Here is a 24,701-nt window from a genome sequence, read left to right as displayed (position 1 = left end):
ATTCAATCATTACAAAAACAGCGTAATACAACCTTGGCATTCAGTGAGTTACCAGAAAAATCTCAACGAGAGAAAACATCACTGAAGATGATATACAGGTTGTTTTCGCCCAATACTATTACAAGGTAATATCATGCCAACATTACTCTTATCCTCATTATTTCCACTTGTGTTTATTATGGTTCTTGGCTGGCTAAGTGGTAAGCTGGGTTATACCCGTCGTGAAGATGCATCGGTATTGGCGACGGTAGTTATCCGTTTTGCTCTGCCTCTACATTTATTTATGGGGGCACTAAAAACAGACCCGGAGAAAATTCAAAACCTGCCATTCATGGCCGTACTGGTATTTGGTCTGATGGGGTCGTGGTTGCTGGCATTACTTATTTCGCGGTTTGTCTTTCGCCATGATATTAAAACCAGTGCCATTCAGTCACTGGTATGTGCCTTCCCGGATATGGCTTACTTTGGCGCACCGGTACTGGCGGTATTGATTGGCCCGGAAGGTTTTCTGGGGGTTCTGATAGGTAACCTGATAACCAGCGTACTGATGATCCCACTGACCATTATGCTGATTCGCATGGGGGAAAAAGGTAGCGAATCTGAAGCCGTTAGCCTGGGCAGTATGATAGCCGCGAATTTATTTAAAGCAGTTCGCAACCCTATTGTCTGGATCCCGATTCTGGGGGTATTGCTTAGCCTGAGTGGTCTGAAAATCCCGGCACTACTGGAGTCACCAATTGAGATGATGGGGAAAACTGCCGGAGGGATTTCACTGTTTGCTCTGGGGTTACTGTTCTATGGCGAACGCCCTGCTTTCAATATACATACACTCACCAACATCAGTATTAAGAACCTGATCCAGCCTGCATTAATGGTTGCCGCAGGGTTGGCGGTTGGCCTGAGCCACACGTTTATGCAGCAAGTGGTGATTATTGGCGCCACACCTTCCGCGATAGCTGCCGGGATGTTTGCCATACGCAGTGATACTTATGTGGAATCAGCTTCATCGTCCATTTTACTGGGGACAGCTCTGGGCATTGTGACCGAGGGCATCATGATTTACCTGGTTTCATAACCGTATCAGACCCCGAAAAGCACTGTGGCAGCCAAATGGCTGCCACAGTAAATAAAAGGTCATTGCCAGTTAGCTGGCTTTACGCTCATTAGCCTGGCGGTAAGCCACGATATCTTCGATGGTGACAACCGCTAAGTTATGTTTACCAGCGAATTCGATGCAACCCGGCGCACGAGCCATAGTGCCATCGTCGTTGGTCAGTTCACACAGCACACCCATTGGTTTGAACCCGGCCAGCGTAACTAAATCTACCGTCGCTTCAGTGTGGCCACCGCGGGTAAGCACACCACCAGCCTGAGCACGCAACGGGAAAACATGCCCCGGGCGGTTCAAATCACTGGGTTTTGCGCCATCGGCAATTGCGGCACGCACTGTGGTCAGCCTGTCGGCCGCAGAAACACCGGTAGTCACACCGTGAGCAGCTTCAATAGTAACGGTAAACCCGGTACCGAACGCACTGGTGTTATTTTCTACCATCATAGGCAGGTCAAGTTGCTTACGGCGCTCGTCCGTAATGCACAAACACACAATACCGCTACCATGACGAATGGTAAGTGCCATTTGTTCAACCGTCATGTTTTCAGCGGCAAAAATCATGTCACCTTCGTTTTCACGATTTTCGTCATCAAGGACCATTACACCACGGCCCTCACGTAATGCAGTAAGCGCTTGTTCAACGCGTTCAATAGGCGTGCCAAAAGAAGAAAGCAGCGTCTGATTCATGGTAAGAAACCTCATTAAACTTATGGATTACCAGAACCAGGGCAGTCTTAGGAGTGCCAAAAGGCAAATAAATAACGCGAGCGGGCTTTCACCCGACTGGATCGCTATCCTCTCCCATCCGGACTCTAACCGTCGGCCCCGGAATTACACCGAGTCTGCTGACCTCCGCCATGACAGCGGAGCGCTCGCGGGCTTTCAGCAAAGAGCTGATTTACCGCCGGTGGGGAATTTCGCCCCGCCCTGAGAATAAACGCACTTACTATAACGCCAATCCACTAACCCGGCAACGGGCTTAGAAATATTTCTGGTTTATCCCCCCGGACTCAGCGATTACAATAGAAGAATCACCTCACTTTATCGCCGGAAAAGACAATGATTGACCCAAAAAAAATTGAGCAGATAGCCCGTCAGATTCACGAATCAATGCCCAAAGGCATGCGTGATTTTGGTGAAGATGTTGAGAAAAAAATCCGCCAGACCCTGCAGGCACAGCTGACGCGCCTGGACATGGTGAGCCGTGAGGAGTTTGATGTGCAGACCCAGGTTTTACTGCGGACGCGCGAAAAGCTGGCTGTGCTGGAACAGCGCCTCGCCGCACTTGAAAGTGCCCAGAAACAAGAGAGTGACGAGCAGGCATAACCCTGAAAAACCAACGGCTGGTAACATTAACTGACTGCCAACCGTTGGTGGCTCACAGGGCTCTGTTCAGAATCACTGATTCTGAATTTTACGAATAATATTGGTGGTTGAGCAGCCATCTTCAAAGTTGAGCACCAGCACGTCACCGCCATTTGCCCAAACTTCTTTACTCCCGGCAATATCTTCCGGTTTGTAATCGCCGCCTTTTACCAGTAAATCAGGCAGGATGTCAGCTATCAGGCGCTGCGGGGTGTCTTCTTCAAACCCAACGACCCAGTCTACCGCTTCCAGTGCCGCCAGTACAATCATACGTTGTTCCAGCGCATTAACCGGCCGGGTTTCTCCTTTCAGGCGGCGCGTCGAGGCATCGCTATTGACGGCCACAATCAGCCTGTCGCCCAGCTTACGGGCATTTGCCAGATAAGAAACATGGCCGGCATGCAGTATGTCGAACACACCATTCGTCATGACCACTTTTTCGCCCCGCTTACGGGCATCACTCACAGCCTGTTTCAGCGCCGCTTCGCTCATCACGCCAAACCCGGTTTCTGCCCGGCCACGCACCGCGTTTTCCAGTTCAATTGGCGAAACGGTAGATGTACCCAGTTTACCAACAACGACCCCGGCTGCAGCATTAGCGAAGTAACAGGCTTCTTCCAGTGAGTTTCCGGCTGCCAGCGTTGCGGCCAGCACGCCAATTACGGTATCCCCGGCACCTGTGACGTCGTAAACTTCCTGCGCCTGAGTGGGCATATGCAGAGGGGCCTTACCCGGCTGCAATAAGCTCATGCCCTGTTCCGAGCGAGTTACCAGCAAAGCACTCAAATCATAATCAGCAATGAGTTTCAAACCGCACTCAACAATCTGTTCTTCTGTAGCGCATTTACCCACCACAGCTTCAAATTCAGATAAATTTGGCGTCAGCAAGGTTGCCCCACGGTAACGTTCAAAGTCGGTACCTTTCGGGTCGATTAACACGGGGACACCAGCCTGGCGCGCCAGAGCTATCATCTGCTGTACAGAAGCCAGTGCCCCTTTGGCGTAGTCAGACAGCACAATCGCGCCCATTTCAGGCAAAGCCTGCTGGATACGTTCATGCAACGGTGCCGGGTCAACGCCTTCGAAACCTTCTTCAAAATCCAGGCGAATCAACTGCTGATTACGTGACAATACACGTAATTTGGTGATTGTCGGGTGGGTAGGCACGGAAACGAAATCACATTTAACATGCACATCCGCCAAAGACTGGCTCAGCGCCCGTGCAGCGTCATCAATCCCCGTCAGGCCAACCAGGCGTGAGCTGGAACCCAGAGAAGCAATGTTCATCGCAACGTTGGCTGCACCACCGGGGCGTTCTTCGATGGTGTCCACTTTTACCACCGGAACAGGCGCTTCAGGGGAAATTCGGCTGGTAGGGCCATACCAGTAGCGGTCCAGCATGACATCACCTACCACCAGGACGCCAGCACGGTTGTATTCGGGCAGCGTTACTTTCATTCCTTATTCTCCAGCAGAGATAGCAAATTTGCGCGCGATAATACCACAACTGATATTAATCGCACTGTTCAGGCCTGTTCCAGCCAGGTATTCCAACTGGCTGTAACTTGTTGGCGTTGTGCTGCAAAAGCATCCGGCTCCACATGCCCGGGCTGTGCCTGTAAGGCCAAATGGTGCAGGGCATCGCGTAACGTCACATAAGCGGATGTGAGCGCGTGCGCTTCATCTTCAGGCATAATGCCATGCTGAGCTAACAACGCCAGAATGCGCACATTATCAGACCAGCGGGTCAGGCCAGGGACTTTTGCTGCATCGCGCAATACCAGGTACTGCGTGATAAATTCGATGTCAGTAATGCCGCCCTGGTCAGCTTTGATGTCAAACCGGCCACGGTGTTTGTTGCCAAGATGCGTGCGCATTTTCTCACGCATCTCACGCACTTCAGTACGCAACTGGTCTTCATTACGCTCAGTACACAAAATCTTTTGGCGAATGGCGTTAAACCGGGTGTGGATTTGGCTATCGCCATATACCACTCTGGCACGCACCAGCGCCTGGTGCTCCCATGTCCAGGCTTCATTACGTTGGTAGTCTTCAAAAGCGCTGTCAGTGGTGACCAGCATCCCGGCTTCACCTGCCGGGCGCAGGCGCGCATCCACTTCATACAAAATACCGGAAGAAGTCCGCGTACTGAACAAATGCATAATGCGCTGGGCCAGGCGCAGATAAAACTGGCGGCCATCAATTTCCTTTTCACCATCCGTAACCGCATCGGCCGGGCAGTCGTGCAGGAACACCAGATCCAGGTCTGAACTGTAACCCAGTTCCCATCCGCCCAACTTGCCGTAACCGACTACGGCAAACCCGTACCCTTCGCGGCCAGCTAAATGCCCCGGTCTGCCAAAACGTGCCACCATTTGTGCCCACGCGCGCTGCACAACCGCATCAATGATTGCTTCGGCAAGCCAGGTTAAGTGATCACTCACTTTCATCACAGGCAAAGTCCCGGCGATATCGGCCGCGGCGATGCGTAACAGCTGCGTTTGTTTAAACTGGCGCAGTGCTTCCAGTTGCTGTTCTTCGTCGTCTTCAGGAACACGCAACAAATACTGGCGCAGCTCATCCCGGTAGGCATCTGGTGCTGTAGGTTGGTAAAGCGTGGAAGGGTCGAGCAGCTCATCAAGCAACAAAGGGTATTGTGCCAGTTGTTCCGCAACCATTGGCGAAGCGGCACATAAGCGCACCAGGTGCTGCAATGCGCCCGGGAACTCGCTGAGCAGTTCCAGGTAGGTGGTTCGGGTAAGGATGCCCGTGAGCAGAGGCACCATGCGCGAAAACGGGACTGGCGCATCATCACGGCTACAAACAGCCTGCAACAAATGCGGCATTAACTGATCAAGCACCTGCCGACCTCGCGGGCCAATGGTCCGCCGGTTGGTATCGTTACGAAAGTCAGTAATCAGGCGCAGAACTTGCTGGCGATCAGTATCCGCAAGGTGAGCCAACACTTCCGGGGTATCCTGGACATCCAGCGTGTCGTGCCATAATTCGCTCCAGCCATCATCCACCGCATGCTGCGCTTCCGCGCTCTCTTCATCGCCAATCAGCGCATTGAAAATCGTGCGTACCGCCAGCATATGGTGCTGCAATGTTGCTTCAAGCGCGGCCCAGTCGGGGGCGTTCATCGCCCAGGCAAGGCGTGCGCGATTCAGTTCATCGCCCGGCAATGTTTGGGTTTGTTCATCATGAATACTTTGCAGTAAATTTTCCAGCCGGCGCAGCCACAAGTACGCCTCACGCAACGCAACGACATCGCTGGCAGGCAGCAAATTCAGTTCGTTGATAACATCCAACGTTTGCAGTAATGAGCGTGACTGCAAAGCGGGTTCACGCCCGCCACGAATAAGCTGAAACACCTGAACAATAAACTCGGCTTCGCGAATCCCTCCGGCACCAAGCTTAATATTATCTTTCAGCCCTCTCCGCCGTACTTCCCGGGCAATCATACTTTTCATCGTACGCAGTGACTGAATCACGCTGAAATCAATGTAGCGGCGAAAAACAAACGGCCTCAGCATTGCGTGTAGCTCTTTGCTCCAGGTGCTGTCCTGCGGGCCAAGCATTTTCGCCTTCACCATGGCATAACGTTCCCAGTCGCGCCCCTGTTCCTGGTAATAATCTTCAAGGGCCGCAAAGCTCATTACCAGTGGCCCGCTCTCGCCAAAAGGACGCAGGCGCATATCAACCCGGTAGACAAAGCCATCCTGTGTCGGCTGGTCCAGCACCTTTATCAAACGCTGCCCCATGCGCGTAAAAAACTGCGCATTATCCAGCTCCCTGCGCCCACCTTGTGTTACGCCGCTTTCCGGCCAGGCAAAAATAAGGTCGATATCCGAAGAAAAGTTAAGCTCCCCGCCGCCCAGTTTCCCCATACCCAGGATAAACAATGACTGAGGAACACCTTCTTTATTGGAAGGCGTTCCCCATTCCCGGCAGCATGCCTGGTACACCCAGTCGCGGGCAGCAACAATTAACGCTTCAGCCAGTGCACTTAATTGCACCAGTGTTTGTTCTGTGCTGCTGCTCTCTGTCACCTGCCCCCACGCAATGCGGACCATTTCCCGGCGGCGGAAAATACGCAATGCGCGCATCAGTTCTGCTTCGCTCTCAATACTGCCCAACAAGCTCTCCAGCGCTGAAGCATAGTTTTGCCATTCGTCAGGGCCAGGCTCGGCAGCCTGCAACTCTTCCAGCCATTGCGGCCAGGCCTGCACGCTGTCGCACACAAAGTCACTGAACGCCAGAACACTTTGTGCCTGCTGAGACAGCGCCTGGGATGCAAAGGACTCTGGCAGGCACGCCAGACGCGCCTGCCAGTGTTGCTGTAAAACAGGAGAGAGAGGAATCATCACCATTTTCCCTTAATTAGTGTTTTCCTGATTGACCACTGTGCAACCAGAAGGGGGCCTGAGCCAGTGCCTCATGGCGGAAGTGGTCTGCTTCATGGCGGCTCCCCAGGCTGATAGCCAGGCAAAGCTCCTGCCAGTTTTCCAGCCAGTGGCTGGCCTGAGTTTGATCATAAAAACCAGACAACAGGCGTAAAATATGGACTTCACGGCTCAGACGCGGTAGCTGGTCCCGCAGGCTGTCGCCTGTTACATGGGTAAATGCACGCTTCAGTTCCGCACTGTGGCGCGACAAATTAATATCGGCAAAACGCTTAAACCCTTCGTTAAGGCTACGCAGCGCTTTATCGTCCAAAAATGGACGCCAGCCCCGGGTCACCAGCCATTGGGTTAACGCCAGTTTAGTTTGCGTAAAGCGTGTTTCCCACACCACGCTTTCTGCTGAGACATCCAGCGCCAGGTCACTTTCAGCATTGGTCAACATATCACGTAAGTGAGTGCTTGCTTTCCTGGGAATAATGCCACCAAACAGCACCAGCGCTGCACGAATCAGCCCAATACTTTCAATAATTTCGTTCTTCGCTTTCTGGTCGCCACGCACCCACAACTCTTCATGGTAGAGCCAATGGTTTAGCGCGATATCCAGCGCGCACTCCAAACCGGCTTCCACACTGGATTTCAACGGGAGCTGCATAATGGGTAACGCCTGATGAGTACGCTCAGGATTGCCCTTCGCCAGGTGGTAACCCCGGGCAGCCTTACTGAGCAGCCCCTGGCGAACGCCCGGGTGGGAGGACAAAACCCCGGCAAGGCTCAGGACATCTTCCGTATTGCCTTTAATCAGTTCCAGTTCAAGTTCATGAATGACTTCGCTGAACTCACCCGCTTTCACTTCGCCCTGGTCAAAAGCTATTTCTACTTCGCTTTCACCGTGAGTAACCACCCACTTTTCCCGCAAAAAATCGGTACTGAACAGCGGGTGCAGCGCTTTTTCCAGCTCTGCTACATCACAACCTTGTGGCCAAATCTCTGCCGGAAACTTTTCCAGTGCTAAAACAGGCGCATCCAGAGCAACGTTATATTCAGGGCGCTGATGCAACCCACCGACAACATGCCCGGCCGTTTTAATCGTCATTTCATACCGGCCATCCACACCACGGATACGCAAGCCGGCATCATGGCGCCGCAAGTAGTTATCCTGCGTTTCATAATAGATATTGCTTAGTTTCCGTGGCTCACTGTGCTGGCCGGGAAGCGTATTAAGAAAAGTGCATAACGCATCACGGCTTTGCGGTTGAACAATGAACTTTAATTCGATTTCTTGTGCCATAGTCTCTGCTTACTGTCGTTCCCCAGGTTGGGAAGTGAACTAAAAAAACATTTAACTGTCAGTATACTCTAAATAATTCGGGTTTCAGGGCTGCAAAATAACCCTACGGCCAGAAACACAGCCAACACAGCAACTGTTGGTGAAACCCGAAGAATGGAAGTGACACCCAATGACGCTAAGGGTAGCTGGCTTCGGCGCGACCTGACTTTTTGGTGGTGAAAATCACATCAGGAAGATTCCCATTCAGGTTTAGTTTTTGCGTCGTCAGACTGTTGCCATTACTATCTTTCTACCATTTATGACAATAATGACTTACTAATGCAGAAATTACGCCTGATTTGTCTCTCTTTATTTGCTTTAAGCGTTTCCGCTACAGCTGTCGCGGATGAAACACGTTATGTTTCCGATGATCTCACCACCTGGCTGCGTAGCGGGCCGGGTGACAACTACCGTCTGGTCGGCACCCTTTCTGCGGGCGAAGCTGTTACTCTGCTGCAAACCAATGAAAACACAAATTATGGCCAGGTTCGTGACAAAGACGGGCGAACAGCCTGGATACCGCTGAAAGAACTGAATACTGACCCCAGCATGCGTACTCGCGTGCCTGCACTTGAATCTCAGGTAAAAACCCTGACGGATAAGCTCAACAACATTGATGCCACCTGGAACCAGCGCACGGCAGATATGCAGAAAAAAGTGGCCGCAAGTGATGGCATCATCAATGGCCTGAAAAGCGAAAACCAGAAGCTGAAGAATGAGCTGGTTGTTGCCCAGAAAAAGGTCAACATGGCTAATCTGCAACTGGATGACAAGCAGCGTACCATCATCATGCAATGGTTTATGTATGGCGGCGGCGTTGCAGGTATTGGTTTGTTACTGGGCCTGATCCTGCCCCATATTATTCCTGGTCGCCGCCGTAAAGACCGGTGGATGAACTAACCCCGGTTGTGAAAATGCCCATGTTCTGCCACCCCGGTAAACTGGGCGTTCTCTTCTTGTTCTTGCTCCATTATGGTTACACTTAACGTATGATATTGGGCAAAGTGACCATAAATGAGGTAGCGGGTGAAGATTTTTCTGGTGGGTGGTGCAGTACGGGATACGTTGTTAGGCCTGCCGGTAAAAGACCGGGACTGGGTTGTTGTGGGCGCCACGCCAGCAGAAATGCTGGGTCAAGGCTTCCAACAGGTGGGCCGTGACTTTCCTGTATTTTTGCACCCAGATACCCACGAAGAATATGCGCTTGCCCGCACAGAGAGAAAAAGTGGCCACGGCTACACTGGTTTTATCTGCCATGCTGAACCAGACGTCACACTTGAGCAGGATCTGCTGCGCCGTGACCTGACTATCAACGCCATTGCCCAAAGCGAAGAAGGGGCGTTTATTGACCCCTGGAACGGGCAAAAAGATATTGCTCAGCGTGTGTTACGCCACATCTCCCCCGCTTTTTGTGAAGACCCGTTACGCGTGTTACGGGTGGCGCGCTTCGCTGCCCGTTATGCCCATTTGGGCTTTCGTATCGCGCCGGAAACCCTGGCGCTTATGCAACAGATGGCTCAGGCTGGTGAGCTGTCTCACCTGACACCTGAGCGGGTCTGGAAAGAAACGGAATCAGCACTGTTAACACGCAACCCACAGGTCTTTTTCCAGGTACTGCGCGACTGCGGCGCACTGAGCGTGCTGTTCCCGGAAGTGGACGCCCTGTTCGGCGTTCCGGCCCCTGCGAAATGGCACCCCGAAATCGATACCGGCATTCACACATTAATGACGCTGACCATTGCGGCCCAGCTCAGCCCGGCACTGGATGTACGCTTTGCCACACTGTGCCACGACTTAGGCAAAGGCCTGACTCCACCTGAACTGTGGCCGCGTCATCATGGGCATGGCCCTGCCGGGGTGAAACTGGTGGCCCGGTTATGTGAGCGCTATAAAGTGCCGGTTGCCATCCGTGACCTGGCCAAACTGGTTGCGGAGTTCCACGACCTGATTCACACCATACAAATACTGCAGCCAAAAACGCTGGTGAAGTTGTTTGATAACCTGGATGCCTGGCGTAAGCCGGAACGTGTTGAGCAACTGGCCTTAACCAGTGAAGCCGATGCCCGTGGGCGAACCGGTTTTGAATCCAGCGATTATCCGCAGGGCCGGTTGTTACGTGCCGCCTGGCAGGTTGCCCGTTCAGTAGACAGTAAAGCGGTGGTGGCGGCGGGTTTTCAGGGCGCAAGCATTAGGGAAGAGCTGACACGCCGCCGTATACAGGCGGTTGCAGACTGGAAGCAGGAGCACTGCCCTCAACCCGAAAGTTAAGGGCAGCAGGGATTAATGCACAAAGACCAGGTAAACGGCTGCTGCAACGATAAACCGGTAAATGGCGAATGGAATAAACGAAATTCGTTTAATTAATTCCAAAAAGGTTTTAATGGCGATTAACGCAACGACAAACGCCATCACAAACCCGACCGCGAACATCGGCGCATCAGCCATACTCAGAAAGCCAATGCTTTTATAGAGATCCAGCGCAGTTGCGCCAATCATCATTGGCACGGCCAGCAGAAACGAAAACTCAGAGGCGGCATAGCGGCTTACGCCCATTAACATCCCACCTGAAATCGTTGAGCCCGAACGGGAAAAACCCGGCCATAACGCAAGGCACTGGAAGCAGCCAATCACAAATGCCTGGCGGATTGTCATGTCATCCACCCCTTCAGCACGCGGTTTTTTCGGCTTCAGGCACTCGGCGGCAATCAGTAAGAAGCCACCCACAATGAGCGCGTACATTACTGTCACCGGGTTAAACAGTGTCTTGATAAAATCATGAAAAACCAGCCCGAGAACAACCGCAGGCACCATGCCAGCAATAATGTGCAACAGAGTGAGTTTCCCGGTGCCCGAGCCTTCATGTGGTACAGAGCCAAAATGAATACCAATCAGACCAAACAACCGCCGCCAGAACATCACGACCACAGCGAGAATAGACCCCAACTGAATAACAACTTCGAAGGTATCGGCTTTTTCACCTTCAAACCCCAGTAAATGGCCGACAATTATCAGATGGCCTGTGCTGGATACCGGGAGGAACTCAGTCAAACCCTCGACCACCCCTAAAATGCCCGCAACACCAAGCGAATGCAGATCGCTCATGACAACGTTACCCCTAAAAAAAGATATAAAAAAACGGCAGATACTCGCACTGCCGCAAATGATTATCTGTAAGACCAGCTTAACCGGAAATAATTTAGTTTAGATTAAGTTATTCGCTTTTCAGACTTTGCTTACGTTCAATTATTACGCCAACATTAGTTGCTTCAGCCACGGCTCCCGGCTTGCTGACTTTCAGGCGCAGCCAGGGGATGGGAAACCGCGCCAACAGCAAACTGGCAACTTCTTCTGCCACGCGCTCTACCAGTGCAAAACGCCCGCCAGAGACATGGGCTAATATTGCTTCGCTCACATCGGCATAGCTCAGGCAATCATTCACATCATCGCTTTGCGCTGCTTTTTGGTTGTCCCAGCCCATTTCGATATCGAACACCAGTTTTTGCTTAATGGTCTGTTCCCAGTCGTAAACACCGATTGTGGTGATTACCGAAAGTTGCTCTATAAATACAATATCCATCACGTCCCGCCGCTTTTTAGCCCAGCCGGATACCACTTCCGGCGAAATATGCGTATTATCCACTGATGCAGAGAATAAAACGACATTTTCAAAACGGAACAGCGTTATGAGTGCAATCGCGCCCGGAATAGTGCTCCTCGCGTACCTTTGTGGCTCGATATCCAGCGCCATTCTTGTCTGTCGGCTTATCGGCCTTCCCGACCCGCGTGTCCAGGGCTCCGGCAACCCCGGGGCAACCAATGTATTGCGTATCGGTGGGAAAGGCGCCGCCGCGGCCGTGCTGGTTTTTGACGTTCTGAAAGGCATGCTGCCTGTCTGGGGTGCATGGGCATTAGGCGTCAGCCCGATGTGGCTTGGTTTTATCGCCATTGCCGCCTGTATTGGGCATATCTGGCCTGTTTTTTTCGGGTTTCGTGGTGGTAAAGGCGTTGCAACAGCTTTTGGTGCCATCGCGCCTATTGGCTGGGATCTGACGGGTGTTATGGCAGGAACCTGGCTACTTTCCGTGCTGCTGAGCGGTTATTCTTCGCTGGGCGCTATTATCAGTGCCCTGATTGCACCTTTCTATGTTTGGTGGTTCAAACCCCAGTTCACCTTCCCCGTCGCCATGCTTTCATGCCTGATTCTGCTGCGCCATCACGATAATATTCAGCGGTTATGGCGCGGTCAGGAAACCAAAATTTGGGAAAAACTGCGGCGTAAAAAGAAGAGTGAAAGCAAAGAATAGTGCCGTGGCTCAGCACGGCACAGAATAAACACGGGCAAGCAAAAGCAGTTATTGCGCTGCCGGTAGTTCAGCCAGCGGCCAGCGCGGGCGTACACGAACGCCTAAATCAGACACCCCACCCGCTTTAAAGCGCACCATGCCCGCATAGGCAATCATCGCGCCATTATCGGTACAAAATTCCGGGCGGGCGTAAAAAACTTCACCGCCACGTTTTTCCATTACCTGCGCCAGTTTCGCGCGCAATGCCCGGTTAGCACTGACCCCACCCGCCATCACCAGGCGGCGGAACCCGGTTTGCTCCAGTGCACGCTTGCATTTGATTGCCAGCGTATCAACCACAGCATCTTCAAAAGCTCTGGCAATGTCGGCACGAGTCTGGTCGTCGTCGCTGTTGCTCCGAATGGTATTCGCCGCAAAAGTTTTCAGGCCGGAGAAGCTGAAATCCAGCCCGGGCCGGTCTGTCATTGGACGCGGAAAAACAAACCGCCCTTCCTGCCCTTGCTGCGCCATACGCGAAAGTAATGGCCCGCCCGGGTAATCCAGGCCAAGCAGTTTCGCGGTTTTATCAAACGCTTCACCGGCGGCATCATCAATGGATTCACCTAATAATGCATATTCGCCAATACCCGTCACACTAATCAGTTGGGTATGACCACCGGACACCAGTAATGCAACAAAAGGGAAATCAGGTGGGTTATCTTCCAGCATCGGGGCTAACAAGTGCCCTTCCATATGATGAACAGGCACAGCAGGAACATTCCAGGCAAATGCCAGCGAACGGCCAACGGTTGCACCAACTAATAATGCACCGACCAGACCAGGCCCTGCCGTATACGCAACGGCGTCAATATCCTTCGCAGATAACCCGGAAGATGCCAGCGCAGCCTGAATAAGAGGCACAGTTTTACGGACATGATCCCGTGATGCCAGTTCAGGCACCACGCCACCGTAGTCGGCATGTAATTTAACCTGGCTGTATAACTCGTTGGCTAACAACCCTTTTTCATCATCATAGATGGCTATTCCTGTTTCATCACAGGATGTTTCGATACCCAGTACACGCATACTTCACCCTCTTTTGTCAGCGCGAAGTGTATGCCCAGATGCGCGGCTTGTAAAACTTTGCTCATCCTGGCGCATCGTAGTGTATAATGCCGGACTTTTGGAAAGGCCTGACAGAAAAGCCCTCTTCAGCTTGCAGCAGGTGCTTTACAAAGCAGCAATAGTTGAAGTAAAATTCCGCACCATTTTGAAATATGCTGGCGTTGATGCCAGTGGCAAACCGATTTAGTAAAGGTGAGAGGCACATGCCGGTAATTAAAGTACGTGAAAACGAGCCGTTCGACGTAGCACTGCGTCGCTTCAAACGTTCCTGTGAAAAAGCGGGTGTTCTGGCGGAAGTTCGTCGTCGTGAATTCTATGAAAAACCGACTACTGAACGTAAACGCGCTAAAGCTTCTGCGGTAAAACGTCACGCGAAGAAACTGGCTCGCGAAAACGCACGCCGTACTCGTCTGTACTAATTGTTGGTTGCGGGCTATCCGCAATACAACAGTCACACAGACTGAGTTTTAGTTGTAAAGGCCGTGCTTCCGAAAGGAATGCGCGGCTTATTCTCGTTTAAGAGCTGAAAAACCGGGGCCTATGGCTGGACGTATCCCACGCGTTTTTATCAATGACTTGCTGGCTCGCACCGACATCATCGATTTGATCGATGCGCGTGTGAAGCTGAAAAAGCAAGGCAAGAATTACCACGCGTGTTGCCCATTCCATAATGAAAAAACCCCTTCTTTCACGGTGAATGGCGAGAAGCAGTTTTATCACTGTTTTGGGTGTGGCGCTCATGGTAATGCCATCGACTTTTTAATGAATTACGACAAGCTTGAGTTTGTCGAAACCGTTGAAGAGCTCGCTGCCATGCACAATCTGGAAGTTCCCTACGAAGCCGGTAACGGCCCGGGGCAGATTGAACGCCATCAGCGGCAAAACCTGTACCAGCTGCTCGATGGGCTGAATGCATTTTACCAACAATCTCTGACTCAACCTGTTGCTGAAAACGCGCGCCAGTATCTGGAAAAACGCGGTCTCAGCCAGGAAGTTATTGCACATTTCGCCATCGGTTATGCACCGGCTGGTTGGGATAATGTGCTTAAACGTTTTGGTCAGCATGCCGAAAATAAACAGGCGCTGATTGATGCCGGGATGCTGGTAACCAACGATAACGGGCGCAGTTATGACCGTTTCCGGGAACGCGTTATGTTCCCTATCCGGGATAAACGCGGCAGAGTCATTGGCTTTGGCGGTCGCGTGTTGGGTGACGGGCTTCCCAAATACCTCAACTCACCGGAAACCGATATTTTCCATAAAGGCCGCCAGCTATATGGCCTTTATGAAGCACAGCAAAGCCAGCCTTCTCCTGCACGGTTATTAGTGGTTGAAGGTTATATGGACGTAGTGGCGCTGGCGCAGTATGGCATTAACTATGCTGTTGCCTCGCTGGGTACGTCGACAACAGCAGATCATATTCAACTGCTGTTCCGGGCAACGAACACCGTGGTTTGTTGTTATGACGGCGACCGGGCAGGTCGTGACGCGGCGTGGCGAGCTCTGGAAACAGCGCTGCCTTTCATGACTGACGGTCGTCAGCTACGCTTTATGTTTCTGCCCGATGGCGAAGACCCGGACACACTGGTTCGCAAAGAAGGCAAAGCCGCCTTTGAAACCCGGATTGAGCAGGCTCAGCCGCTCTCTGCGTTTCTGTTTAACAGTTTGCTGCCACAGGTAGACCTGAGTTCACCCGATGGGCGGGCACAGTTAAGTACACTGGCTTTGCCATTAATCAGCCAGGTACCCGGCGAAACGTTACGCATTTTTTTGCGCCAGGAGTTGGGTAACAAACTCGGTATTCTGGACGAAACACAACTGGAACGGTTGATGCCGCGCCAGGCGGAAACACCAGTAAATCCGCAGCCAGCCGGGCTAAAACGGACAACCATGCGTATACTGATAGGGTTGTTGATACAAAACCCGCAGCTTGCACCGCTGGTTCCTTCGTTGGCAGGGCTTGAGCAGGCAAAATTGCCAGGATTAGGGTTGTTCTCTGAGTTGGTTGCAGCCTGTCTGGCGCAACCTGGGTTGAACACCGGGCAGTTACTTGAGCTTTATCGTGGAAGAAAAGAAGCCCCGACCCTTGAAAAACTGGCAACCTGGGACGATATAGCAGATAAGGACATTGCAGAACAAACCTTCACCGATGCGCTCAGCCACATGTTTGATACAGTGCTGGAGCTCAGGCTCACCGAGCTTATTGCACGGTCAAGGACTGAAGGCTTAAACGCTGCGGAGCGTGAAGAAGTTCGCGTGATTACCGAAGCGTTAAAACGCGCAAAGAAATAGGCGCGTGGCACTACAGAATTAACATGCTTTGTGTTGTGAGGGAAGTGAAAACACACCTGCGGCGCGAAGTATGACGAGAAAGAATTTAAGCGGCTTAACTGCCGAATATACCTCGGGAAGACCCCGAATGCCGCAAAGACGGGCAGCGGCCAGAAAATAAACCAGCCCGCCGTACCTGAGATTTTTCAGGGTGCAGCATGACAGTGATGGCGTGGCCCGGGCGGAAAGAAACCGCCGGGTAAACACAGACCAGGTCATACAACGCCGCAGTTTGAAAGAAACGGGTATACGTTATTGTTGGCAGTTTCGCCGACCAACACCAACTCTCATGACTTAAGTGTGGATACCGTCTTATGGAGCAAAACCCGCAGTCACAGCTCAAGCTTCTTGTCACTCGTGGTAAGGAGCAAGGCTACCTGACCTATGCCGAGGTCAATGACCATCTGCCGGAGGATATCGTCGACTCCGACCAGATCGAAGACATCATCCAAATGATCAACGACATGGGCATCCAGGTGATGGAACATGCGCCGGATGCCGATGATCTGTTGCTGGCTGAAAACACGAATGACACAGACGAAGATGCAGCTGAAGCAGCCGCACAAGTGCTTTCAAGTGTTGAATCTGAAATTGGCCGCACCACCGATCCCGTACGTATGTACATGCGTGAAATGGGTACCGTTGAACTGCTGACCCGCGAAGGCGAAATCGACATCGCCAAACGCATTGAAGATGGGATCAACCAGGTACAGTGCTCTGTTGCTGAATACCCGGAAGCTATCACCTACCTGTTAGAACAGTATGATCGTGTTGAAGCAGAAGAAGCTCGTCTGTCCGACTTGATCACGGGCTTTGTTGACCCGAACGCAGAAGAAGATCTTGCCCCGACCGCCACTCACGTTGGTTCTGAATTGTCCCAGGAAGATATGGACGATGACGACGACGAAGATGAAGACGAAGACGACGACAGCGACGACGATAACAGTATCGACCCGGAACTGGCGCGCGAGAAATTTGCTGAACTGCGTGATCAATACATTGTTACTCGTGACACCATCAAACTGAAAGGCCGTAGCCACGCGACTGCACAGGAAGAAATCCTGAAACTGTCTGAAGTATTCAAACAGTTCCGCCTGGTGCCAAAACAGTTTGATTACCTGGTAAACAACATGCGTACCATGATGGACCGTGTTCGTACCCAGGAACGTCTGATCATGAAACTGTGTGTTGAACAGTGCAAAATGCCGAAGAAAAACTTCATCACACTGTTTACCGGCAACGAAACCAGCGAAACCTGGTTCAACGCGGCTATCGCGATGAACAAACCCTGGTCTGAAAAACTGAACGAAGTGACAGAAGACGTTCAGCGTTGCCTGCAAAAACTGCGTCAGATTGAAGAAGAAACCGGCCTGACCATTGAGCAGGTTAAAGACATCAACCGTCGTATGTCGATTGGTGAAGCGAAAGCTCGCCGCGCCAAAAAAGAAATGGTTGAAGCAAACTTGCGTCTGGTTATTTCTATCGCCAAGAAATACACCAACCGTGGTCTGCAGTTCCTCGACCTGATTCAGGAAGGTAACATCGGCCTGATGAAAGCAGTAGATAAGTTCGAATACCGCCGTGGTTACAAGTTCTCAACTTATGCCACCTGGTGGATTCGTCAGGCTATCACGCGTTCTATCGCTGACCAGGCGCGTACCATCCGTATTCCGGTACATATGATTGAGACCATCAACAAACTCAACCGTATTTCACGCCAGATGCTGCAAGAAATGGGCCGTGAACCAACGCCGGAAGAACTGGCTGAGCGCATGCTGATGCCAGAAGATAAAATCCGTAAGGTGCTGAAAATCGCCAAAGAGCCTATCTCCATGGAAACACCAATTGGTGATGATGAAGATTCGCATCTGGGTGATTTCATCGAGGATACCACCCTCGAACTGCCGCTGGATTCCGCAACAACGGAAAGCCTGCGTGCCGCAACCCACGATGTTCTCGCCGGCCTGACAGCCCGTGAAGCAAAAGTCCTGCGTATGCGCTTTGGTATTGATATGAATACTGACCATACTCTGGAAGAAGTGGGCAAACAGTTTGACGTAACCCGTGAACGTATTCGTCAGATTGAAGCGAAAGCACTGCGTAAACTGCGCCATCCGAGCCGTTCGGAAGTATTGCGCAGCTTCCTGGACGATTAATATTTTAATCCTCCAACGTGAAAAGGCCCTTTATGGGCCTTTTTTATTTTGTAGGGTAATCGCCCGCAGCACGGAAAACATACACGAAAACCTGCCTCATTCCTTCAACACCTCGTCTTTTATACCGTTCGCTAAACAAACCCGCATAACCAAGGCCTGACATACACTTTTCGTGTGGGAAAACGATTGCGCACACATAGTGCAATGCACCATAATCACGCCTCATTCTGGTTCGGAATAGTCTTAGCCAGTGATGCAACGAAGAAGGTAAACGATTGCGTCCAGGCATGGCATAGCAATTGCTATGTGAATTCAGGGAAAGGAGTTGGTATACAAGGCGCTGGCGAAAAATCGTCAAATTGATAGCCGAGCATGCAGCTGTCAGCCTTTTCCCGAAACAATAACGCGCATGCAACCCATTATTGGCAAGAGAACGCACGTCAGTGACGTCTCCCCATCACGAGAGATGATGATGTTAGAAAAACTATTCAAGCTAAAAGCGCACAATACAACGGTTCGCACCGAAGTTATCGCGGGTATCACTACCTTCCTGGCAATGGCCTATATTCTGTTTGTTAACCCCAGCATCCTTGGTGCCACCGGCATGGATAAAGGTGCGGTGTTTGTTGCCACCTGTCTGGCTGCGGCAATTGGCTGTGTGCTGATGGGCCTTATCGCCAACTACCCAATTGCTCTGGCACCGGGTATGGGGCTGAACGCCTTCTTTACTTATACCGTGGTGTTGCACATGGGCTACACCTGGCAAATCGCGCTGGGTGCGGTATTTCTTTCAGCCTGTATCTTCTTTGCGCTGTCGATATTCAAAATCCGTGAGTGGATTATCAACAGTATTCCGTTAGCTTTACGTTCCGGGATAGCCGCAGGTATTGGGTTATTCCTGGCGTTGATCGCACTGGAAGGTGCCGGGATTGTGGTTGATAACCCGGCGACACTGGTTGGCCTGGGCGACCTGACCAAACCGGGTCCGTTGTTGGCTCTGTTGGGCTTTATCATCATTGTGGTACTGGAAGCCCGCCGCGTAACAGGTGCCGTACTGATTGGTATTCTGATTGTTACCTTCCTGTCTATGGGTATTGGCCTGACACCGTTCGGTGGTGTGTTCTCTGCTCCGCCGTCAATCGCTCCAACCTTCCTGCAACTGGATATTTCCGGTGCATTTAATGTGGGCCTGGTAAGCGTTATTTTTGCCTTCCTGTTTGTCGATGTATTTGATAACACCGGCACACTGCTGGGTGTAACCAAACGCGCAGGTCTTGCCGATGAAGACGGTAACCTGCCGAAGATGGGCCGCGCACTGATTGCCGACAGCGCCGCTGCACTGTTTGGTTCACTGTTGGGTACATCCACCACTACCAGTTATGTGGAATCTGCTGCAGGTGTGAGCGCCGGTGGCCGCACTGGCCTGACAGCAATTGTGGTTGCAGTTCTGTTCCTGCTGAGCCTGTTCTTCTCACCACTGGCTGGCAGCGTACCGGTTTATGCTACTGCACCGGCACTGCTGTTCGTTGCTGTGTTGATGACCTCTGGCCTGGCAGAAATTGACTGGAAAGATGTCACCACTGCTGCGCCGGTTACCGTAACCGCGCTGACCATGCCGCTGACTTATTCCATCGCTAACGGTATCGCTTTCGGGTTTATCACCTGGACTGTGGTGAAACTGCTGAGCGGCCGTACTAAAGAAGTGAATGCTGCACTGATTATCATGTCCATCCTGTTTGTTATCAAACTGGGCTGGCTGAGTGCCTGATTAATGTTCTGATTAGCGTTTATGGGCTACTACCTTTGGGTAGTGGCCCTTAAACCGCCATGCTGCTATATGCCATAGTAAGTGACCTTAACGGCCCGACTTCACCTTCTCCCCTATAATGGCCCTGAAGCCCATACAGATACTCTCAGCGCGTTTAATAATCCAGTGCACCCGCAACCAGGCTACTGACAAGCGGGCATTCCCAATTCTTGTTGATTTTCTAACGGGTTAACACTGCTTATAAAATCAGCATACGCATTATAATGGCTGGATTGAGCCAGTCAGTTCCATTATAATCGTCCGCCACGGCCCCTTAGCTCAGTGGTTAGAGCAGGCGACTCATAATCGCTTGGTCCCCCGTTCAAGCCGGGGAGGGGCCACCAGATTTTAGCTGTTAATACAGACACTTAAGCCACCCAATGCGGTGGCTTTTTTGTTTATGCGTTTCAGAGTGTCGCAAAAGTGTCGCAGCATTTTCACTGCCAATCACTTCTTTTCAGCTCATACGCTTTTTGCAACATCCAGTTGCTTCACACTCTCAAAGCATTGTCTGTACACGCAAACCAACCCCATAACGTTACCCGGGTTAACCCAAAGCCCCTTACTCCCCGGCAATACCGGCAATAAATAACAGTGCTTTACACTCGCACAAACAAAAACCAAATTCAGACAAAACCTATATCCATCTGTAAAAGCGAAAGGTGAAATACCCTTTTCCCGATATAAGTGAACCGGTTACCGCTACCACCCACTGGCGCAAACCTGGCTGGTTTACTACAGCCAAAGCAGTTCTCCTGTTGTTATGCAACGCGCCAGGGGAAATGTTATTCATCTTATTAGATACAGTGTTTAACCCTGTGAAGCAAAAGGACCCTGCGAGATGCCCGACTTTTCACGTTGTCGCTTTACCGAAGGCAGTGTGGCGTTACCTGAAGGCTACCGCGACCGCACCGTGAATGTGCTGCTGGCGGGGGATGATGCCTCCCCTTCTTTGAATATCTCCCGCGATGCCCTGCAGGAAAATGAATTACTGGCCGATTATGTGACACGCCAGCTGGATACACTTTCCACCGGGCTGAAAGGCTGGGTACTGAAAAGCCGGGAACCCGTGGCACTCGGCCAGGATGCACTGCCAGGAGAATGTGTGCTGGCAAGTTACCTGCGCGATGGCCGCCGTATCTGGCAACGCCAGGCTGTATTTGCATTACAGGGTGGACACGTTCTGGTATTCACCCTCGCCATGACCCGCAAATTATCACCAGAGGATGAGGCCCTGCTCACGCAGGTGCTGGAAAGCTACCAGCCCGCCGCCGACGTAACCACACAGCCATAAAAGGGATTTTTTCATGAGTGAAGCTGCACGCCTCGGAGACCCCATCGGGCATTCACATGCCCTGGCCGGTATGATTGCCGGCACCCTGGTGGGTGGGCTGATTGCTGCCGCAGGCGGTATCGCTGCCGGGGCACTGTTTACCGCAGGCCTGGCTGCATCCTGCCTTGGTGTGGGTGTGTTGCTGATAGGTGCCAGCTTTCTGGTCGGTTACCTCACTGGAAAACTGGCAACGGCTGCCCGGGATGGCCTTGCCGATGCCGGAGCCGGGAGTCTGTCGCCCTCCGGGGCCATACAGACCGGATCCCCCAACGTATTTATCAATGGTAAACCAGCAGCCATTGCCACCATCAGCCAGGTGTCGTGCAGCAACGATGGCCCGTCCATGCAAATGGCTCAGGGCTCTGACAACGTATTTATCAACAAGCAACCCGCTTCACGTAAAGGCGATAAAACCAACTGTGACGCCCAGGTCATGGAAGGTTCGGCTGATGTCACTATTGGTGGCGGTACCGCGACCACACTCCCCATCGACCCTGAAGTGCCGAACTGGCTGTACAAAGCTTCAGACCTGACATTACTGTTCGCCGGGTTACTTGGTGGCGCGGGTGGTGCTGCCAGTAAACTGGGTGCTCTTGGCAAGTTATTCAGTAAACTCAAAGGCATCAACTGGTTCATGAAAACAGCCTGCCGCCTGGGTAAAGTCGCTATTGTCGCTGAGGCCGGTGGTATCATCGCCCGCCCGGTGGACATTATCTCCGGGCAGAAATTTCTCGCAGGTGATGATGAGCTGGATTTTGTCCTGCCTTCCCGCTTCCCGGTTGAATGGCAACGCTACTGGCGCAGTGGTAACCCCGGCGACAGCGTGCTCGGGCGCGGCTGGAGCCTGTTCTGGGAAAGCTGCCTGATACCGTACCAGGATGGGCTGGTATGGCGGGCACCGTCTGGCGACTACATCTCCTTTCCGGCCGTTCCCCGCGGGCACAAAACCTACTGTGAAGCGGAAAAATGCTGGCTGATGCATAACCCGGACGGCACCTGGCAGGTTTTCGATGTCAGCGAACAGGCCTGGCATTATCAGGCCCCGGCTGGAGAGCAACCCGGCCGCCTGGTCATGATGACAGACGCCACCGGTAACATGACTTCTCTGGTTTACACGGACGAGGGCCAGCTTTCCGGGCTGGACGACAGTGCAGGCCAGCACCTGAGTTGCCGCTACATCACCACCGCCAACGGCCTGCTCCGCCTGGCCTGCGTGTTGTTACACACACCCGGTGGCGATGTCCCGCTGGTCAGTTACACCTATGACGACGAAGGCCAGCTGAGCACAGTTACCAACCGTGCCGGTGAAATCATCCGGCAGTTTACCTGGCATAACGGGTTGATGGCAGGCCACCAGGACCGCCACGGGCTACTGAGTGAATACCAGTGGCAGGAAATTGAAGGCTTACCCCGGGTCACTGCCTGGCGGCACAGCGCCGGTGAATCCCTCACGATGTTTTATGACTTTGCCGGTGGTGTACGCCGGGTGGTACGTGATGACGGGAAGCAGGCCCTGTGGCAACTGGATGATGACGATAACGTCGCCCGGTTCACCGATTTCGACGGGCGCAGCCTGGCTTTTCTCTACGAACGGGGTGAACTGTGTGGCGTGATCCTGCCGGGGGGCGGGCAGCGCCGCTGCGAATGGGACATCTATGGCCGGTTACTCCGTGAAACGGACCCGCTGGACCGCACAACAACCTGGCAGTACTCACGCAACACCGACCGGCTGGTCTCCGTCACCTGGCCGGATGGCAGCCAGGAGTTCGAACAACACGACCAGCAGGGCCGCCTGACACAACAGACTGACACACTGGGCAACATTACCCGCTACCACTACCCGGATGTGGAAGAAAGCCTGCCATCATCTGTTATTAACGCACTGGGTGGCGAGGTAAAACTGGAATGGAACGCGCAGGGCCAGCTGCTGCGCCATACCGACTGTTCCGGCAGTATCACCGCGTATGCCTGGGATGTGTTTGGTGAACTGACCCACAGCACAGATGCCGAAGGCAACCTCACACAATACCAGCGGGACAGCGCGGGCCGCCTGCAACGGCTCATCCACCCCATTGGCAGTGAAGAGCACTTCACCTGGAATGCGCGCGGGCAGTTAACCTGCCATCAGGACCCGCTGGGTAGCGAAACCCACTGGCAATATAACCAATTGGGGCAGCGAACCGCCGTTACCGACCGAATCAACCGAACCCGCCGCTGGCACTATAACGCCCGCGGCTGGCTCACCCGCCTGGAAAACGGCAATGGCGGGGAATACCAGTTTAATTACGATGCGGCAGGCAGGCTTACCGGGGAGCGCCGCCCGGATAATACCGACCATTTCTACCGCTACAATGCCGGTGGCCTGTTATCTGAACACCTGGAGACCGGCCCGCAGAACAGCAGCGCGCAGCCTTCACAGCGGGTGCATCAGTTCCGCTACGACGAAGCCGGGCAACTTTGCCAGCGCAGCAACGACAGTGCCGTCTGGCAGTACCGGTACAGCGCAACCGGCCGCCTGAACGAGGTTTCACGCACCCCCACAGCCGCAGGTGCTGAGCAGGGTATTGAGCCAGACCGTGTGCAACTGCACTACGACAGCGCCGGTAACCTGCTGTCTGAACAGGGCGTGAATGGCAAACTGGATTATGAATGGGATGCGCTGGCGAATTTGCTGTCCCTGGCCCTGCCACAGGGTGACCAGTTACAGTGGCTGTATTATGGCTCAGGGCATACCAGTGCCATCAAATTTAACCAGCAACTGGTCAGTGAGTTTACCCGCGACAGGTTACACCGGGAAACCGGGCGCACTCAGGGCTCACTGTTTCAGCAACGGCAGTACGATGAATTTGGCCGCCGCCGCTGGCAAAGCAGTTTCCGCAACGGAACGATCAGCAAACCGGAAGAAGGCCTGCTGTGGCGGGTGTTCCGCTATACCGGCCGTGGCGAGCTGGAAGGGGTGAGTGATGCACTGCGTGGCGAGACACACTACGGCTATGATGCCGAAGGCCGCCTGCAGCAGCACACGGAACCCCGGCAGAGCCTGCGCAGCCGCCACCTGCATTACGACCTGGCCGATAACCTGCTGGGTGAAGACCCGCTCAGTTCCGCTGGTGCCCGGCAACAGCCCGCAGCCATTGTGAGTAACCGCCTCACCACCTGGCAGCAGTTATTTTACCGCTATGATGCCTGGGGTAACCTGGTCAGCCGCCGTCATGGCCAGCATGAGCAGCATTATGCGTATGATGCCGACAACCGCCTGATAAGCGCCCGTGGCCGTGGCCCGGAAGGTGAATTCACCGCACACTATCATTACGATGCGCTGGGCAGGCGGATACGCAAAACTGTCGATTACCGCAACCGGGGAACGGAAACCACCCGTTTCCTGTGGCAGGGCTACCGCCTGCTGCAGGAGCAACGGGATAACGCCACCCGCCGTACCTGGAGTTATGACCCGGCC

At 52.9% G+C, this 24,701-nt stretch carries 18 protein-coding genes, 1 tRNA gene and 1 riboswitch; of the genes, 12 read left to right on the top strand and 7 right to left on the bottom strand.

What is annotated here, in order from left to right:
* Positions 1 to 133 precede the first annotated feature (133 nt).
* Positions 134 to 1,075: an AEC family transporter gene (locus tag DT73_RS06175; protein ID WP_036105635.1), complete on the top strand. Its 942-nt coding sequence runs from the start codon at positions 134 to 136 to the stop codon at positions 1,073 to 1,075.
* Positions 1,076 to 1,144: 69 nt separating this feature from the next.
* On the opposite strand, the gene ribB is transcribed toward DT73_RS06175, so the two are convergent.
* Complete coding sequence (gene ribB / locus DT73_RS06170) at positions 1,145 to 1,798, bottom strand: 3,4-dihydroxy-2-butanone-4-phosphate synthase (protein ID WP_036105631.1); 654 nt, start codon at positions 1,796 to 1,798, stop codon at positions 1,145 to 1,147.
* 102 nt (positions 1,799 to 1,900) lie between these two features.
* Positions 1,901 to 2,050: riboswitch (FMN riboswitch) on the bottom strand.
* Between the two features lie 120 nt (positions 2,051 to 2,170).
* On the opposite strand from ribB, the gene DT73_RS06160 reads away from it, so the two are divergent.
* Entirely contained in the window at positions 2,171 to 2,437 is a 267-nt protein-coding gene (locus tag DT73_RS06160; protein WP_036105626.1) for an accessory factor UbiK family protein, read from the top strand.
* Positions 2,438 to 2,509: 72 nt separating this feature from the next.
* Here DT73_RS06160 and hldE read toward each other — a convergent pair whose 3' ends face one another.
* The 3 genes from hldE to DT73_RS06145 all read right to left on the bottom strand — a co-directional run bounded on the left by hldE (position 2,510) and on the right by DT73_RS06145 (position 8,170).
* Positions 2,510 to 3,934, bottom strand: a complete 1,425-nt coding sequence (gene hldE, locus DT73_RS06155) for a bifunctional D-glycero-beta-D-manno-heptose-7-phosphate kinase/D-glycero-beta-D-manno-heptose 1-phosphate adenylyltransferase HldE (RefSeq protein ID WP_036105624.1) — start codon at positions 3,932 to 3,934, stop codon at positions 2,510 to 2,512.
* A 68-nt stretch (positions 3,935 to 4,002) separates the two neighbouring features.
* Complete coding sequence (glnE, locus tag DT73_RS06150) at positions 4,003 to 6,843, bottom strand: bifunctional [glutamate--ammonia ligase]-adenylyl-L-tyrosine phosphorylase/[glutamate--ammonia-ligase] adenylyltransferase (RefSeq protein WP_036105877.1); 2,841 nt, start codon at positions 6,841 to 6,843, stop codon at positions 4,003 to 4,005.
* A gap of 16 nt (positions 6,844 to 6,859) precedes the next feature.
* Positions 6,860 to 8,170, bottom strand: coding sequence for an inorganic triphosphatase (locus tag DT73_RS06145; RefSeq protein WP_036105622.1), 1,311 nt, complete (start codon positions 8,168 to 8,170; stop codon positions 6,860 to 6,862).
* Between the two features lie 318 nt (positions 8,171 to 8,488).
* Here DT73_RS06145 and DT73_RS06140 point away from each other — a divergent pair, with 318 nt between their 5' ends.
* Positions 8,489 to 9,109 (top strand): TIGR04211 family SH3 domain-containing protein, encoded by a 621-nt coding sequence (locus DT73_RS06140; protein ID WP_036105619.1) that lies wholly within the window; start codon positions 8,489 to 8,491, stop codon positions 9,107 to 9,109.
* A 126-nt stretch (positions 9,110 to 9,235) separates the two neighbouring features.
* Positions 9,236 to 10,477 (top strand): multifunctional CCA addition/repair protein, encoded by a 1,242-nt coding sequence (locus DT73_RS06135; protein WP_036105615.1) that lies wholly within the window; start codon positions 9,236 to 9,238, stop codon positions 10,475 to 10,477.
* A gap of 12 nt (positions 10,478 to 10,489) precedes the next feature.
* On the opposite strand, the gene bacA is transcribed toward DT73_RS06135, so the two are convergent.
* Positions 10,490 to 11,311 (bottom strand): undecaprenyl-diphosphate phosphatase, encoded by an 822-nt coding sequence (gene bacA / locus DT73_RS06130; RefSeq protein WP_036105613.1) that lies wholly within the window; start codon positions 11,309 to 11,311, stop codon positions 10,490 to 10,492.
* A gap of 109 nt (positions 11,312 to 11,420) precedes the next feature.
* Positions 11,421 to 11,786 carry a bifunctional dihydroneopterin aldolase/7,8-dihydroneopterin epimerase gene (gene folB, locus DT73_RS06125; protein WP_036105609.1) on the bottom strand — a complete coding sequence of 122 codons (366 nt, stop codon included), beginning with the start codon at positions 11,784 to 11,786 and terminating at the stop codon, positions 11,421 to 11,423.
* Positions 11,787 to 11,892: 106 nt separating this feature from the next.
* On the opposite strand from folB, the gene plsY reads away from it, so the two are divergent.
* Entirely contained in the window at positions 11,893 to 12,513 is a 621-nt protein-coding gene (gene plsY, locus DT73_RS06120; RefSeq protein WP_036105606.1) for a glycerol-3-phosphate 1-O-acyltransferase PlsY, read from the top strand.
* 48 nt (positions 12,514 to 12,561) lie between these two features.
* Here the strand turns inward: plsY and tsaD are convergent, their stop codons facing one another.
* Positions 12,562 to 13,578: a tRNA (adenosine(37)-N6)-threonylcarbamoyltransferase complex transferase subunit TsaD gene (gene tsaD, locus DT73_RS06115; RefSeq protein WP_036105604.1), complete on the bottom strand. Its 1,017-nt coding sequence runs from the start codon at positions 13,576 to 13,578 to the stop codon at positions 12,562 to 12,564.
* Positions 13,579 to 13,820: 242 nt separating this feature from the next.
* Here tsaD and rpsU point away from each other — a divergent pair, with 242 nt between their 5' ends.
* From rpsU to DT73_RS06080, 7 genes are all read left to right on the top strand, one after another.
* On the top strand, positions 13,821 to 14,036 hold the full coding sequence (gene rpsU / locus DT73_RS06110) for a 30S ribosomal protein S21 (RefSeq protein ID WP_001144069.1): 216 nt from the start codon (positions 13,821 to 13,823) through the stop codon (positions 14,034 to 14,036).
* Positions 14,037 to 14,157: 121 nt separating this feature from the next.
* Complete coding sequence (dnaG, locus tag DT73_RS06105) at positions 14,158 to 15,909, top strand: DNA primase (protein ID WP_036105594.1); 1,752 nt, start codon at positions 14,158 to 14,160, stop codon at positions 15,907 to 15,909.
* A gap of 353 nt (positions 15,910 to 16,262) precedes the next feature.
* Positions 16,263 to 18,104 (top strand): RNA polymerase sigma factor RpoD, encoded by a 1,842-nt coding sequence (gene rpoD, locus DT73_RS06100; RefSeq protein WP_036105593.1) that lies wholly within the window; start codon positions 16,263 to 16,265, stop codon positions 18,102 to 18,104.
* A 469-nt stretch (positions 18,105 to 18,573) separates the two neighbouring features.
* Positions 18,574 to 19,872, top strand: a complete 1,299-nt coding sequence (locus DT73_RS06095; RefSeq protein WP_235234437.1) for an NCS2 family permease — start codon at positions 18,574 to 18,576, stop codon at positions 19,870 to 19,872.
* 307 nt (positions 19,873 to 20,179) lie between these two features.
* A tRNA-Ile gene (locus DT73_RS06090) sits at positions 20,180 to 20,255 on the top strand.
* 497 nt (positions 20,256 to 20,752) lie between these two features.
* On the top strand, positions 20,753 to 21,205 hold the full coding sequence (locus DT73_RS06085; protein ID WP_036105587.1) for a DcrB-related protein: 453 nt from the start codon (positions 20,753 to 20,755) through the stop codon (positions 21,203 to 21,205).
* A 13-nt stretch (positions 21,206 to 21,218) separates the two neighbouring features.
* On the top strand, positions 21,219 to 24,701 hold a 3,483-nt coding region (locus tag DT73_RS06080; protein WP_036105585.1), incomplete at its 3' end, for a DUF6531 domain-containing protein.

The sequence above is a fragment of the Mangrovibacter sp. MFB070 genome (assembly GCF_000705335.1).
Taxonomy (GTDB): Bacteria; Pseudomonadota; Gammaproteobacteria; order Enterobacterales; family Enterobacteriaceae; genus Mangrovibacter; species Mangrovibacter plantisponsor.
This window is presented reverse-complemented; position numbering and strand designations above follow the sequence as displayed.